This window comes from Pseudomonas sp. Y39-6 (assembly GCF_023651955.1).
Classification (GTDB): Bacteria; Pseudomonadota; Gammaproteobacteria; order Pseudomonadales; family Pseudomonadaceae; genus Aquipseudomonas; species Aquipseudomonas veronii.
In genome coordinates, this window is record NZ_CP069594.1 from 1124534 (window position 1) to 1138516 (window position 13983).

Below are 13983 nucleotides of genomic sequence, written 5' to 3' on the forward strand. Positions count from 1 at the left end.
ACAACACGACCTAAGGCCGACCATGGGTACTGAAACACTGGCGATCAGCAGCGTGCGAATGTTTCGTTACGCATTTGGCTCGCTGCTGCTATTGGCAGGTATTGCATTGCTGGTGGCTCAAGGATTCGCCTGGCTGGACCTGGAGCCGCGCATCCTGCGGGCCCTGCAAGGTGGGGCGATCTGTGCGCTCGGCACCGCGTTGGGCGCCGTACCGGTGTTGGTTATCCGGCGCATGCCAGCAGCAGTGAGCGATACCTTGCTGGGCTTTGGTGCCGGCGTGATGCTCGCGGCCACGGCGTTTTCGTTGGTCGCGCCGGGCATTGCCGCCGCTGAAGGCCTGGGGCTCAGCCCTTGGGGCGCGAGTGGCTTGATCAGCATTGGCATCATGCTGGGAGCGTTCGGCTTGTACCTGGTCGATCGCAAGGTCTCCGGGGCCAGCCCGGAAATGCTGGTCGGTACGCCGGAGCATCCGGTGATCCCGCCACGTATCTGGCTGTTCGTGTTTGCCATCATCGCGCACAACATCCCGGAGGGTATGGCGGTTGGCGTGTCGGCGGGCGGCGGCATGCCGGATGCCGACAGCCTGGCCATGGGCATCGCTTTGCAGGATGTGCCCGAAGGCTTGGTGATTGCGTTGGTGCTGGCCGGAGCAGGGATGTCGCGGTTCAAGGCGTTCCTGATCGGTGCGGCTTCGGGCTTGGTCGAGCCGATATTCGCAGTGCTTTGTGCCTGGTTGGTGAGTCTGGCGCAGGTGCTGCTGCCGTTAGGCTTGGCGTTGGCTGCTGGCGCGATGCTGCTGGTGGTCACTCACGAGGTGATCCCCGAATCGCGGCGCAATGGCCATGAAAAGCTCGCCAGCCTGGGACTGTGCATCGGGTTTTGCTTGATGATGGTGATGGATACTGCATTGGGCTGAAGCTGTTGCGGCTTCAGCCTCTGTCTCGTCGGGTGGGTTTATTCACCCTCATCAAAGAAGTTATTGATCAGCTTGGTCAAGGCCGCCATCGCTTCCTGCTCTTGCTCGCCTTCGGTCTTCAAATGAATCTTGGTGCCCTTGCCGGCGGCGAGCATCATCATCGCCATGATGCTCTTGCCGTCGACCATGGTTTCCGGAGTGCGTCCAGCGCGAACCTGGCAGGGGAACTGCCCGGCAATGCCGACGAACTTGGCTGAGGCGCGGGCGTGCAGGCCCAGCTTGTTGATGATTTCAATTTCCAGAACGGGCATCGCGGGGGTGTTCCTTTCAGCTAAGGTCGCGGTGGCGAACCTGGACGTTCTTGAGGGTTTGTTGCAGCATCTGGCCCAGGCGTTCGGTCAGGTAGACGGAACGGTGGTGGCCGCCGGTGCAGCCGATGGCAATGGTGACATAGGCCCGGTTGCTTGCGGCAAAGCGCGGTAGCCATTTGAGCAGGTAGCTGGAGATGTCCTGGAACATCTCCTCGACATCCGGTTGCGCGGCCAGGTAGTCCGCCACCGGCTGATCCAGCCCCGACTGGTCCCGCAACTCCGGCTTCCAGTAAGGATTGGGCAGGCAGCGCACATCGAATACCAGATCGGCGTCCACCGGCATGCCACGCTTGAAGCCAAACGACTCGACCAGAAAGGCCGTGCCGGGCTCGGGCTGGTTCAGCAGGCGGAGCTTGATGGCATCGCGCAGTTGGTACAGGTTGAGGCTGGTGGTGTTGATCTTGAGGTCGGCGAGGTCAATGATCGGCCCCAACAGCTTGGTCTCGTCCTCGATGGCTTCGGCCAGCGAACGATGCGGGCTGCTGAGGGGGTGACGTCGACGGGTCTCGGAGAAGCGTTTGAGCAGGGTTTCTTCGTCTGCGTCCAGGTACAGCACATCACAGTGAATGTGCTTGGCGCGCACTTCCTCAAGCAGTGCCGGGAACCGCGAGAGGTGGCTGGGCAGGTTGCGGGCGTCGATCGACACGGCGACCAGCGGCTGTGCCAGTTCGGTGTGGATCAGCGCGCGCTCCGCCAACTCCGGCAGCAGGCCGGCGGGCAGGTTGTCGATGCAATAGAAGCCGTTGTCCTCAAGAACGTTGAGGGCGGTGCTTTTACCTGAGCCGGAGCGGCCACTGACGATGATCAAACGCATGATTACTGCTCGATTTGTTCAGCCAGGACAACCTGATACAACGCCTCATTGCTGCTGGCACTGCGCAGTTTGTCGCGTACTTCCTTGCGGTCAAGCATGCTGGCGATCTGCCGGAGCAGTTCCAGGTGTGCATCGGTGGCGGCTTGCGGGACCAGCAACACGAACAGCAGGTCGACCGGCGCACCGTCGATGGCGTCGAAATCGATGGGAGCGTCCAGGTGCAGCAGGGCGCTGACAGGTGTCTCGCAGCCTTTGAGGCGGCAGTGAGGAATGGCGATGCCGTTACCAAAACCGGTCGAGCCGAGTTTTTCACGGGCAATCAGAGCCTCGTAGACATCTTGCATCTCCAGCTCAGGCACTTGTTTGCTGATCAGGTTGGCAATCTGTTCGAGGGCTTTCTTCTTGCTGCCCCCCGGCGCGTTCACAAGGGAACGGCCGGGAGTCAGGATGGTTTCAAGTCGGATCATGGGTGGGGAGTGTTAGCGGCCGGTGCCCTGTAGGAGGCTCTGCTGCTTTTCCTTATGCTTTTTGATTTGGCGATCCAGCTTGTCGGTCAGGTCGTCAATGGCGGCATACATATCAGAATGCTCAGCATTGGCGACGACTTCTCCGCCGGGTATACGCAAGGTGGCTTCGATTTTCTGCTTCAGCTTTTCGACAGTCATAATGACTTGCACGTTGGTGATCTTGTCGAAATGCCCCTCAATTCGTTTGAGTTTTTCGCCGATATAGGTGCGCAGCGCGTCGGTCACTTCCAGTTGGTGTCCACTGATATTGACTTGCATACAGCTTCTCCTTCGTTGCCAGTGCATAAAGCGGCAGGCAGAGATGCCTGCCACTGGAACGCTGTGGCCTGCCCGTCACATCAAACGCTTACGCTCGCTGGAAGGCGCGATCCCAAGGGACTCGCGGTACTTGGCGACGGTTCGACGGGCGACCTGAATGCCTTGTGCCTCCAGTAAACCAGCGATCTTGCTGTCACTCAACGGCTTTTTCTGATTTTCCGCGGCAACCAGTTTTTTGATGATTGCGCGGATCGCCGTGGACGAGCATTCGCCGCCTTCGGAGGTGCTGACATGGCTGGAGAAAAAGTATTTCAGCTCATATATACCCCGTGGGGTATGCATGAATTTTTGCGTCGTTACCCGGGAAATCGTCGATTCGTGCATGCCCACCGCTTCTGCGATGTCGTGCAGGACCAGCGGTTTCATCGCTTCGTCGCCGTACTCAAGGAAGCCGCGCTGGTGCTCGACGATTTGCGTGGCCACTTTCATCAGGGTTTCGTTGCGGCTTTGCAGGCTCTTGATGAACCAGCGCGCTTCCTGCAACTGGTTGCGCATGAAGGTGTTGTCGGCGCTGGTGTCGGCGCGACGGACGAAACCGGCATATTGCGGGTTGACCCGCAGGCGCGGCACCGATTCCTGGTTCAGCTCCACCAGCCAGCGTTCGTTGTCTTTGCGCACGATCACATCGGGGACGACGTATTCGGCTTCGCTGGACTCGATCTGCGAGCCCGGGCGCGGGTTGAGGCTCTGCACCAGCTCGATGATGTGGCGCAGGTCGTCTTCCTTGAGCTTCATGCGGCGCATCAGCTGGCTGTAGTCGCGGCTGCCCAGCAGGTCGATGTAGTCGGTGACCAGGCGTTGGGCTTCAACGAGCCAAGGGGTCTTGGCGGGCAGCTGGCGCAATTGCAGCAGCAGGCACTCGCTGAGGTTGCGCGCGCCAATGCCGGCGGGCTCGAACTGCTGGATGCGGTGCAGGACGGCTTCGATCTCGTCCAGTTCGATGTCCAGTTCCGGGTCGAAGGCTTCAAGAATCTCTTCGAGGGTCTCGTCCAGATAACCCTGGTTGTTGATGCAGTCGATCAGGGTCACAGCGATCAGGCGATCGGTGTCGGACATCGGCGCCAGGTTCAATTGCCACAGCAAGTGGCTCTGCAGGCTCTCGCCGGCGGAGGTGCGGGTGGTGAAATCCCACTCGTCGTCATCATTGCTGGGCAGGCTGCTGGCGCTGGTCTGGTAGACGTCTTCCCAGGCGGTGTCCACGGGAAGTTCGTTGGGAATACGTTCGTTCCATTCGCCTTCCTCCAGGTTGTCCACCGTAGGGGCGGTTTCCTGGTAAGAGGGTTCCTGCACGTCGGAATTGGGTTTTTGCTCGATGTTGTCGGCCAGCGGGTCTGCATTATCGAAGTCGTCGCCTTCTTCCTGGCGTTCGAGCATCGGATTGGACTCCAGGGCTTCCTGGATTTCCTGTTGCAGGTCCAGTGTCGACAATTGGAGCAGGCGGATGGCCTGTTGCAGCTGCGGTGTCATCGTCAGCTGCTGGCCCATTCTCAGGACTAGCGATGGTTTCATGGCAGGGGCTTAACACCTTATTCGCCGGCGCAATGCGCCATCCACGACAGGGCGCGTGAGCGCCAAACATAAGCAAATTATATGCCTGATATCGGGGGCTTTGCCTAGAGCGCGGTAACAATAAAAATCCGGAGGTTTTCATTGACTCCCGCGCACCTTGGCGAACGGCCTGCCACCGCCTTTTTTTCCAGGCAGGCTTACAGGCGGAACTCGTGGCCCAGATACACTTCCTTGACCAGTTCGTTGGCCAGGATCGTGGCCGAATCGCCTTCGGCAATCAGTTGCCCATCGTTGACGATATACGCAGTTTCGCAGATATCGAGGGTCTCGCGGACGTTGTGGTCGGTGATCAGTACACCGATGCCCTTGGCCTTGAGGTGATGGATGATCTGCTTGATGTCGCCGACCGAGATCGGGTCGACACCGGCAAACGGTTCGTCCAGCAGGATGAACTTCGGTGCAGTGGCCAGGGCGCGGGCAATCTCCACGCGGCGGCGTTCACCACCGGACAAGCTCATGCCGAGGTTGTCGCGAATGTGGTTGATGTGGAATTCCTGCAGCAGGCTTTCCAGCTCCTTGCGGCGGCCGTCGCGGTCGAGTTCCTTGCGGGTCTCGAGGATCGCCATGATGTTATCGGCAACCGACAGTTTGCGGAAGATCGACGCTTCCTGGGGAAGATAGCCGATACCGGCGCGCGCACGGCCGTGCATCGGCTGGTGGCTGACGTCGAGGTCGTCGATCAGGATGCGACCTTGGTCCGCCTGGACCAGGCCGACGATCATATAGAAACAGGTGGTCTTGCCGGCACCGTTGGGGCCAAGCAGGCCGACGATCTGGCCGCTGTCGATCGACAGGCTGACGTCGCGCACGACCTGACGGCCTTTATAGGCCTTGGCCAGATGCTGGGCTTTCAGGGTTGCCATTACTCGGCCTTCTTCTTCGGCTGGATAACCATGTCGATACGTGGACGCGGTGCGGTGACCTTGGTGCCGTTGGCGCGACCGGCGTTGGCAACTTGCTTCACGGTGTCATAGGTGATTTTTTCACCTTCCGTGGAGTTGCCGTCGGGGCTGAGTACCTTGGCCTGGTCGATCAGCACGATGCGATTTTGCTGGGCGTGATACTGGATGGTTTTGCCGTAGCCCTTCATCGGGGCGGTGTCGGTGGCAGCCTGCTTCTGTTCGAAGTAGGCCAGGTTGCCCACCGAGGTCACGACGTCAATGTCGCCAGCAGGGGTGCGAGTCAGCGTCACCGTGTTGCCGGTGATCTTCATCGAGCCCTGGGTAATGATCACACCGCCGGTGTAGGTCGCGACGCCTTGCTTGTCATCGAGCTGTGCATCGTCGGCCGAAATGTGGATCGGTTGCTGGCTATCGTTCGGCAGAGCCCAGGCGCTCACGCTTCCCAGTGCTGCGCCCAGACTGAGCAAAATAGGGAGGGTTTTAACGAGCCTCATACTGTCCTCTTACGTTCGATAGCAGGTGTATCCTGCTTTCTTTCAAATACGCTTTCATTCCCTTGCCAGTCGATACACCGCCAGCGCCGTCGATTCTAACGTCTTGCTCGGTCTGCGCATATTGCTTCTGTGGGAATACGGTCATGCGACTGCTGGTGATGATGGTGTCGCGGTTCTGTGCGTCGGTCCGTGCGACGCGCACTGAGTCGATCAGTTCCACTTCGGTGCCGTCCGGGTTGACTTCGCCATGCTTGCTGGTGACGTGCCAGGGGAATTCGGTGCCGCGATACAGATTCAAATCGGGGTTGGTCAGCAGGGTCACTTCGGACGCTTTCAGGTGCTCGACCTTGTCCGAGTTCATTTCATACTGCACCTTGCCATCGGGCAGGAACTGCACGCTGTAGGCATTGGTGGCGTAATAGTCGATAGCGCCTTGGTCAACCTGCGCCACAGGCTGGTCGAGAAAGCGCTCCGGGCTGATATTCCAGTAGCCAACCGCCAGGAGCAGCGCGGCGATGACCCCGAATAGCAGGAAGTTGCGAATCTTTTTGCTCAGCATAAAACGCTCTATAGGTAGGCGGCGTGGGCCGCTTCAAGGCTGCCCTGGGCACGCAGGATCAACTCGCAGAACTCGCGGGCGGCGCCTTCGCCGCCACGGGCCGTGGTGATGCCGTGGGCATGCTCGCGAACAAATGCCGCCGCATTGGCGACAGCCATGCCCAGGCCCACCCGGCGGATCACCGGCAGGTCGGGCAGGTCGTCGCCCAGGTAGGCAACCTGCTCATAGCTTAGGTTCAGTTGGCCAAGAAGCTCGTCCAGAACGACTAGTTTATCCTCCCTGCCTTGATACAGGTGAGGAATCCCCAGGTTTTGTGCGCGGCGTTCCACAACCGGGGTTTTCCGACCGCTGATAATCGCGGTTTGCACGCCCGCCGCCATGAGCATCTTGATGCCCTGGCCGTCGAGGGTGTTGAACGACTTGAATTCGCTGCCGTCCTCGAGGAAGTACAGGCGGCCATCGGTCAGCACGCCGTCAACGTCGAAAATCGCCAATTTGATGTGCTTGCCGCGTTGCAACAGGTCGCTGGTCATTTACATCACTCCCGCACGCAGCAAGTCGTGCATGTTCAGGGCGCCGATCGGGCGGTCATTGCCATCGACCACCACCAGCGCGCCGATCTTATGGTCTTCCATGATCTTCAGGGCTTCGGCCGCCAGCATTTCTGCGCGTGCGGTCTTGCCGTGGGGAGTCATCACCGCATCAATGGTGGCGGTGTGGATATCGATAGTGCGGTCCAGGGTGCGGCGCAGGTCACCGTCGGTGAATACGCCGGCCAGGCGTCCGTCGGCTTCCAGGATCACGGTCATGCCCAGGCCCTTGCGGGTCATCTCCATGAGTGCGTCCTTCAGCAGGGTGCCGCGCTGTACGTGGGGCAGTTCATCGCCGGAATGCATGACGTTTTCCACTTTCAGCAGCAGGCGTCGGCCCAGTGCGCCGCCCGGATGGGAAAACGCGAAGTCTTCCGCCGTAAACCCACGTGCTTCCAGCAGCGCCACGGCCAGGGCATCGCCCATGACCAGCGCGGCGGTGGTGGAAGAGGTTGGCGCCAGGTTCAGCGGGCAGGCCTCAGCGGTCACATGAACATTCAGGTTCACTTCGGCGGCCTTGGCCAGCGTCGACTCCGGGTTGCCGGTGATGCTGATCATCTGGATGCCCAGGCGTTTGATCAACGGCAGCAAGGTCACGATTTCGTTGGTGGTGCCGGAGTTGGACAGTGCAAGGATGATGTCATCCTTGGTGATCATGCCCATGTCGCCGTGGCTGGCTTCGGCCGGGTGGACGAAAAACGCCGTGGTCCCGGTGCTTGCCAGGGTGGCGGCGATCTTGTTGCCGACGTGACCGGACTTGCCCATGCCGACCACGACAACGCGGCCTTTGCTGGCCAGAATCATCTCGCAGGCGCGTACGAAATCCACGTCGATATGGGCCAGCAAGCCTTCTACGGCTTCAAGCTCGAGGCGGATGGTGCGTTGTGCGGATTGGATAAGATCGCTGGATTGGCTCATGTCTGAAATCGTATAGCCTGACGAAAAGTCGGCGATTATAGCGGTAATGATCAATTCCCTCACGCAAGTTCGTCAGCCTTTAGTCGTCAGGCGCTTCAGATTCATTCCTCGGTAACATAGTCGGCAACTATTTTTCCCTGTCTCCAATCTGAACAAGCGCTGTTCCGGCCTTGGGGGCTCCGCACCAGCAGTGATATAGTTCGCCGCCAGTTCGGTCCGCCCAGCCCATGTGGCTAACTGTTGTTGCGCAACCGTTGCAAACGTTTGTCGCCAACGTGGTGTCTGAGTGAGAGGCTGCATCCCAAGGAGTTTAGATGAGTGCCGATAACGCCTACGCGGTCGAGCTGAAGGGCCTTACCTTCAAGCGCGGGACGCGCAGCATCTTCAATAACGTCGATATTCGCATTCCCCGCGGTAAGGTCACGGGCATCATGGGGCCTTCCGGTTGCGGCAAGACCACCCTGTTGCGCTTGATGGGCATGCAATTGCGCCCCAGTGCCGGTGAAGTGTGGGTCAACGGCCAGAACCTGCCGACGTTGTCGCGCAGCGATCTGTTCGATGCGCGCAAGCACATGGGGGTGCTGTTCCAGAGCGGTGCGTTGTTCACCGACCTCGATGTGTTCGAGAACGTAGCGTTTCCGCTGCGGGTACATACCCAACTGTCCGACGAGATGATTCGTGACATTGTGTTGCTGAAGCTGCAGGCCGTGGGCCTTCGCGGCGCCATCGACCTGATGCCGGATGAACTGTCCGGCGGCATGAAGCGTCGTGTCGCCCTGGCGCGTGCCATTGCCCTCGATCCGCAGATTCTCATGTATGACGAACCCTTCGTGGGCCAGGACCCGATCGCCATGGGTGTGCTGGTGCGCCTGATCCGCCTGCTCAACGATGCGTTGGGGATCACCAGTATCGTGGTCTCCCACGACCTGGCCGAAACCGCGAGCATCGCCGACTACCTCTATGTAGTCGGTGATGGCCAGGTGCTGGGGCAGGGTACGCCGGAAGAACTGATGAACGCCGACAACCCGCGCATTCGCCAATTCATGACCGGCGATCCCGATGGCCCGGTGCCTTTTCATTTTCCGGCAGCGGACTACCGCTCAGATCTTCTGGGGAAGCGCTGATGCGCAAGACATCTCTTATCGAAAAGGTGCGCCTTTTCGGGCGTTCCGGCATCGACATCATCGAAGTGCTCGGACGTTCGACGATATTCCTGTTTCACGCCTTGCTCGGCCGTGGCGGCATTGGCGGCAGCTTCGGCCTGCTGATCAAGCAACTGCACTCCGTTGGTGTGATGTCCCTGGTGATCATCGTGGTTTCCGGGGTTTTCATCGGCATGGTGCTGGCGTTGCAGGGCTTCAATATCCTGTCCAGCTACGGCTCGGAGCAGGCGGTGGGGCAGATGGTCGCCCTGACGCTGTTGCGTGAACTCGGCCCGGTCGTCACGGCCCTGTTGTTCGCCGGGCGTGCCGGTTCCGCGCTGACCGCCGAAATCGGCAACATGAAGTCCACCGAGCAGTTGTCCAGCCTCGAGATGATCGGCGTGGACCCGCTCAAGTACATTGTTGCCCCGCGCCTGTGGGCCGGCTTCATTTCCCTGCCGCTGCTGGCGATGATCTTCAGCGTGGTGGGTATCTGGGGCGGTTCGTGGGTGGCGGTGGACTGGCTGGGGGTCTATGAAGGCTCCTACTGGTCCAACATGCAAAACAGCGTGAACTTCAGCGGCGATGTGTTCAATGGCATCATTAAGAGCATTGTCTTCGCCTTTGTCGTGACCTGGATCGCCGTATTCCAAGGCTATGACTGTGAGCCCACTTCAGAAGGGATCAGTCGCGCCACCACCAAGACCGTTGTGTACGCCTCGCTGGCGGTACTGGGCCTTGACTTTATTTTGACCGCCTTGATGTTTGGAGATTTCTGATGCAAAACCGCACTGTGGAAATCGGTGTCGGCCTTTTCTTGCTGGCTGGCATCCTGGCTTTACTGTTGCTGGCCCTGCGAGTCAGCGGCCTTTCGGCCAGCCCCACCGCCGATACCTATAAACTTTACGCGTACTTCGACAATATCGCGGGTTTGACTGTCAGAGCTAAAGTGACCATGGCCGGTGTAACCATCGGCAAGGTCACGGCGATCGATCTGGACCGCGACAGCTTCACCGGGCGTGTGACGATGCAACTGGACAAGAAGGTCGATAATCTGCCGACTGACTCCACGGCATCTATCCTCACCGCGGGTCTGCTGGGCGAGAAATACATCGGTATCAGCGTAGGCGGGGAAACCGCTCTGCTCAAGGATGGTTCGACCATCCACGACACGCAGTCGTCGCTGGTGCTTGAGGACCTGATCGGTAAATTCCTGCTCAATACGGTCAATAAAGACGCTAAATGAGGAATCTGTTCATGATCTCTACCTTGCGACGTGGTCTGCTGGTACTGCTTGCAGCACTGCCGTTGATGGCCAACGCGGCAGGTTCTGCGCACGAACTGGTGCAGGACACGACCAGCAGAATGCTGGCTGACCTGAAGGCCAATAAAGAACAGTACAAGCAAGACCCTACCAAGTTCTACGACTCGCTCAACACCATTGTCGGCCCGGTCGTGGATGCCGAAGGCATTTCGCGCAGCATCATGACGGTGAAGTATTCGCGCAAGGCGACGCCTGCGCAGATGCAGACATTCCAGGAAAACTTCAAGAAGGGCCTGTTTCAGTTCTACGGCAACGCCCTGCTCGAGTACAACAACCAGGGGATCACTGTCGACCCTGCCAAGGATGAGTCGGGCGATCGCACCAGCGTCGGCATGACCGTCAAGGGCAGCAACGGCGCCATCTATCCAGTGCAATACACTCTGGAGAAGGTCAGCGGTGAGTGGAAGCTGCGTAACGTGATCATCAACGGCATCAACATCGGCAAACTGTTCCGTGATCAGTTCGCCGACGCGATGCAGCGCAATGGCAACGACCTCGACAAGACCATCAATGGTTGGGCCGGTGAAGTGGCCAAGGCCAAGGAAGAGACCGATAAAGCCGCCGGGAAGCCCGCGCAATGACCGAGGCGGCTGTTCGTATCGGCGATGCCGGCGAGTTGTTCCTCAGCGGCGTGCTGGATTACCGCACCGGGCCCGACCTGCGCAAGCAGGGGCAGGCGCTGATCCAGGCGAGCACCGCACCGTCGCTGGTGCTCGATTGCTCGGCGGTGACCAAGTCCAGCAGCGTCGGCTTGTCGTTGCTGCTGTGCTTCATGCGCGACGCCGAGGCGGCCAAAAAGCCGGTGAGCATTCGTGCGTTGCCCGACGACATGCGTGAAATTGCCGACGTTTCCGGTCTGACCGAGCTGTTGGCGCATCCTTAATACACATATTCAAGAAAGCCCCCCGTCAGAGTCCTGCTATGCGGGGTTCGCAGGCGCGGGGCTTTTTTGTATGATGTGCGACCCGCGCGCACTGGGCGCCGATAGAGGTTGAGCATGCAGGCCCTAGAAGTTAAGAGCTTCCTTGAAGGAAAGCTGCCGGAAACGAACGTAGAAGTTGAAGGCGAAGGCTGCAACTTCCAGCTGAATGTGATTAGCGATGAACTGGCGGCATTGAGCCCGGTCAAGCGTCAACAGCAGGTCTATGCCCATTTGAACCCGTGGATCACCGATGGCAGCATCCATGCGGTCACTATGAAATTTTTCAGCCGCGCGGCCTGGGCCGAGCGCACCTGAGCCCCCAAGGCGTCGAGATTCTTATGGATAAATTGATTATTACCGGTGGTGCCCGCCTTGATGGCGAGATCCGCATTTCCGGTGCGAAAAACTCCGCCTTGCCGATCCTGGCAGCGACCTTGCTGTGTGATGGCCCTGTGACCGTGGCCAACCTGCCGCACCTGCACGACATCACCACCATGATCGAACTGTTCGGTCGCATGGGCATTGAGCCGGTGATCGACGAAAAACTGTCGGTTGAAATCGACCCGCGCACCATCAAGACCCTGATCGCCCCGTATGAGCTGGTGAAAACCATGCGTGCGTCGATCCTGGTGCTCGGCCCGATGGTTGCCCGTTTCGGCGAAGCCGAAGTGGCCTTGCCTGGCGGTTGCGCGATCGGTTCGCGTCCGGTCGACCTGCACATCCGTGGCCTTGAAGCCATGGGCGCCACCATCGACGTCGAAGGCGGCTACATCAAGGCCAAGGCGCCGGAAGGCGGCCTGCGTGGCGCCAACTTCTTCTTTGATACCGTCAGCGTGACCGGTACCGAGAACATCATGATGGCCGCTGCCCTGGCCAACGGCCGCAGCGTCTTGCAAAACGCCGCGCGCGAGCCGGAAGTGGTCGACCTGGCCAACTTCCTGATCGCCATGGGCGCCAATATCAGCGGCGCCGGCACCGACACCATCACCGTCGAAGGTGTAAAACGCCTGCATTCGGCCACCTACAAGGTGATGCCGGACCGCATCGAGACCGGGACCTACCTGGTTGCCGCCGCCGTCACCGGTGGCCGCGTCAAGGTCAAGGACACTGATCCGACCATCCTTGAGTCCGTGCTGGAAAAACTCAAGGAAGCCGGCGCTGAAATCACCACCGGTGAAGATTGGATCGAGCTGAACATGCACGGCAAGCGGCCAAAAGCCGTCAACGTGCGGACCGCTCCGTACCCGGCGTTCCCGACCGACATGCAAGCGCAGTTCATCTCCCTGAACGCGATTGCCGAAGGCACCGGCGCAGTGATCGAGACCATCTTCGAAAACCGCTTCATGCACGTGTACGAACTGCACCGCATGGGCGCGAAGATCCAGGTCGAAGGCAACACGGCCATCGTGACCGGCATCGACAAGCTCAAGGGCGCGCCCGTCATGGCCACCGACCTGCGGGCTTCGGCCAGCCTGGTGATCTCCGCGCTGTGCGCAGAGGGCGACACCCTGATCGACCGCATCTACCACATTGACCGTGGCTACGAGTGCATCGAAGAAAAACTGCAGATGCTCGGCGCGAAGATCCGCCGCGTACCGGGCTAGTCCCCGCTGCACGGGCGCAGGGATGCGCCCGCCCGGGGTGTGCAATTGCGTATTCCGGCTGAATGTGTTTCAAATCGAGGCTGTAATGGCCTCGATCTGTGTCTGGCGCCGTTTGCGACCAGACCGCAATAGCCTGATGAAGGACTGACGTTTCCCATGTTGACCATCGCACTGTCCAAGGGCCGCATCCTTGACGACACTTTGCCGCTTCTGGCTGAAGCGGGCATCGTGCCGACCGAGAATCCGGACAAGAGCCGCAAGCTGATCATCCCTACGACCCAGGACGACGTTCGCCTGCTGATCGTGCGGGCTACCGATGTGCCGACCTATGTTGAACACGGTGCCGCCGACCTGGGTGTCGCCGGTAAAGACGTATTGATGGAATACGGCGGCCAGGGCCTGTACGAGCCGTTGGACCTGCGTATTGCCCTGTGCAAGCTGATGACCGCCGGCCGTGTCGGTGATGTCGAGCCTAAAGGTCGCCTGCGGGTGGCCACCAAGTTCGTCAATATCGCCAAGCGTTACTACGCCGAGCAAGGCCGTCAGGTCGATATCATCAAGCTGTACGGCTCGATGGAGCTGGCGCCGCTGATTGGCCTGGCCGACAAGATCATCGACGTGGTCGACACCGGCAACACCCTGCGCGCCAACGGCCTGGAGCCCCAGGATTTCATTGCTGACATCAGCTCCCGGCTGATCGTCAACAAGGCATCGATGAAGATGCAGCACGCGCGTATCCAGGCGTTGATCGACACCCTGCGCAACGCAGTGGAGTCTCGACACCGCGGTTGACTCACCCGCGTAGCCAAACGGCTGCGCCCGTCTATCCGCCTCATAGCCAGAATTCTCAGGTGCCCAAGCGGAAACGACTGCTGGGAAGGTGCGCTGACGTTCAATAACGAATCGCGCCTTACCCCAAAAGGCAAGTTATGTTAGTAGAAGATTTTTTTTCAATACCTAGCGACGCGTAGCAGCCTGCCTTTTGAGGCAAGGCCCTACGGGTTGGTACTGTG

General features: G+C 59.7%; 19 protein-coding genes. 9 read left to right on the forward strand and 10 right to left on the reverse strand.

Annotated elements, in window-relative coordinates:
* Nucleotides 1-22: 22 nt before the first annotated feature.
* The gene (locus JN756_RS05065) at nt 23-916 is read left to right on the forward strand and encodes a ZIP family metal transporter (protein ID WP_057004256.1); all 894 of its coding nucleotides are present in this window, start codon (nt 23-25) and stop codon (nt 914-916) included.
* Nucleotides 917-954: 38 nt separating this feature from the next.
* On the opposite strand, the gene JN756_RS05070 is transcribed toward JN756_RS05065, so the two are convergent.
* The 10 genes from JN756_RS05070 to JN756_RS05115 all read right to left on the reverse strand — a co-directional run bounded on the left by JN756_RS05070 (nt 955) and on the right by JN756_RS05115 (nt 7978).
* Nucleotides 955-1227, reverse strand: a complete 273-nt coding sequence (locus tag JN756_RS05070; protein ID WP_046384677.1) for an HPr family phosphocarrier protein — start codon at nt 1225-1227, stop codon at nt 955-957.
* A gap of 16 nt (nt 1228-1243) precedes the next feature.
* Complete coding sequence (rapZ, locus tag JN756_RS05075) at nt 1244-2101, reverse strand: RNase adapter RapZ (protein WP_017845985.1); 858 nt, start codon at nt 2099-2101, stop codon at nt 1244-1246.
* 2 nt (nt 2102-2103) lie between these two features.
* On the reverse strand, nt 2104-2568 hold the full coding sequence (gene ptsN / locus JN756_RS05080) for a PTS IIA-like nitrogen regulatory protein PtsN (protein ID WP_057004257.1): 465 nt from the start codon (nt 2566-2568) through the stop codon (nt 2104-2106).
* A 12-nt stretch (nt 2569-2580) separates the two neighbouring features.
* Nucleotides 2581-2886 (reverse strand): ribosome hibernation-promoting factor, HPF/YfiA family, encoded by a 306-nt coding sequence (gene hpf, locus JN756_RS05085; RefSeq protein ID WP_017845983.1) that lies wholly within the window; start codon nt 2884-2886, stop codon nt 2581-2583.
* A gap of 75 nt (nt 2887-2961) precedes the next feature.
* Entirely contained in the window at nt 2962-4455 is a 1494-nt protein-coding gene (locus JN756_RS05090) for an RNA polymerase factor sigma-54 (RefSeq protein ID WP_026139902.1), read from the reverse strand.
* A gap of 197 nt (nt 4456-4652) precedes the next feature.
* On the reverse strand, nt 4653-5378 hold the full coding sequence (gene lptB, locus JN756_RS05095; RefSeq protein ID WP_017845981.1) for an LPS export ABC transporter ATP-binding protein: 726 nt from the start codon (nt 5376-5378) through the stop codon (nt 4653-4655).
* Nucleotides 5378-5911, reverse strand: coding sequence for a lipopolysaccharide transport periplasmic protein LptA (lptA, locus tag JN756_RS05100; protein WP_046384676.1), 534 nt, complete (start codon nt 5909-5911; stop codon nt 5378-5380). Before lptA ends, lptB begins: the two co-directional genes overlap by 1 nt.
* Entirely contained in the window at nt 5898-6470 is a 573-nt protein-coding gene (gene lptC / locus JN756_RS05105; protein WP_126587539.1) for an LPS export ABC transporter periplasmic protein LptC, read from the reverse strand. The genes lptA and lptC overlap by 14 nt, the downstream gene beginning before the upstream one ends.
* Before the next feature lie 8 nt (nt 6471-6478).
* Entirely contained in the window at nt 6479-7003 is a 525-nt protein-coding gene (locus JN756_RS05110) for a KdsC family phosphatase (RefSeq protein WP_017845978.1), read from the reverse strand.
* The gene (locus JN756_RS05115) at nt 7004-7978 is read right to left on the reverse strand and encodes a KpsF/GutQ family sugar-phosphate isomerase (RefSeq protein WP_017845977.1); all 975 of its coding nucleotides are present in this window, start codon (nt 7976-7978) and stop codon (nt 7004-7006) included.
* Nucleotides 7979-8292: 314 nt separating this feature from the next.
* Here JN756_RS05115 and JN756_RS05120 point away from each other — a divergent pair, with 314 nt between their 5' ends.
* The 8 genes from JN756_RS05120 to hisG all read left to right on the forward strand — a co-directional run bounded on the left by JN756_RS05120 (nt 8293) and on the right by hisG (nt 13762).
* Nucleotides 8293-9102: an ATP-binding cassette domain-containing protein gene (locus JN756_RS05120; protein ID WP_003171811.1), complete on the forward strand. Its 810-nt coding sequence runs from the start codon at nt 8293-8295 to the stop codon at nt 9100-9102.
* The gene (gene mlaE, locus JN756_RS05125; protein WP_017845976.1) at nt 9102-9899 is read left to right on the forward strand and encodes a lipid asymmetry maintenance ABC transporter permease subunit MlaE; all 798 of its coding nucleotides are present in this window, start codon (nt 9102-9104) and stop codon (nt 9897-9899) included. Before JN756_RS05120 ends, mlaE begins: the two co-directional genes overlap by 1 nt.
* The gene (gene mlaD, locus JN756_RS05130) at nt 9899-10366 is read left to right on the forward strand and encodes an outer membrane lipid asymmetry maintenance protein MlaD (RefSeq protein WP_017845975.1); all 468 of its coding nucleotides are present in this window, start codon (nt 9899-9901) and stop codon (nt 10364-10366) included. Before mlaE ends, mlaD begins: the two co-directional genes overlap by 1 nt.
* Before the next feature lie 11 nt (nt 10367-10377).
* Nucleotides 10378-11025, forward strand: a complete 648-nt coding sequence (locus JN756_RS05135) for an MlaC/ttg2D family ABC transporter substrate-binding protein (RefSeq protein WP_046384674.1) — start codon at nt 10378-10380, stop codon at nt 11023-11025.
* Nucleotides 11022-11327 carry an STAS domain-containing protein gene (locus JN756_RS05140; RefSeq protein WP_017845973.1) on the forward strand — a complete coding sequence of 102 codons (306 nt, stop codon included), beginning with the start codon at nt 11022-11024 and terminating at the stop codon, nt 11325-11327. Before JN756_RS05135 ends, JN756_RS05140 begins: the two co-directional genes overlap by 4 nt.
* 114 nt (nt 11328-11441) lie before the next feature.
* Nucleotides 11442-11681, forward strand: a complete 240-nt coding sequence (locus JN756_RS05145) for a BolA family protein (protein WP_017845972.1) — start codon at nt 11442-11444, stop codon at nt 11679-11681.
* Nucleotides 11682-11704: 23 nt separating this feature from the next.
* A complete protein-coding gene (murA, locus tag JN756_RS05150; protein WP_017845971.1) occupies nt 11705-12970 on the forward strand; it encodes a UDP-N-acetylglucosamine 1-carboxyvinyltransferase in 1266 nt (421 codons plus the stop codon).
* A 156-nt stretch (nt 12971-13126) separates the two neighbouring features.
* Nucleotides 13127-13762: an ATP phosphoribosyltransferase gene (gene hisG / locus JN756_RS05155; RefSeq protein ID WP_017845970.1), complete on the forward strand. Its 636-nt coding sequence runs from the start codon at nt 13127-13129 to the stop codon at nt 13760-13762.
* Nucleotides 13763-13983 lie beyond the last annotated feature (221 nt).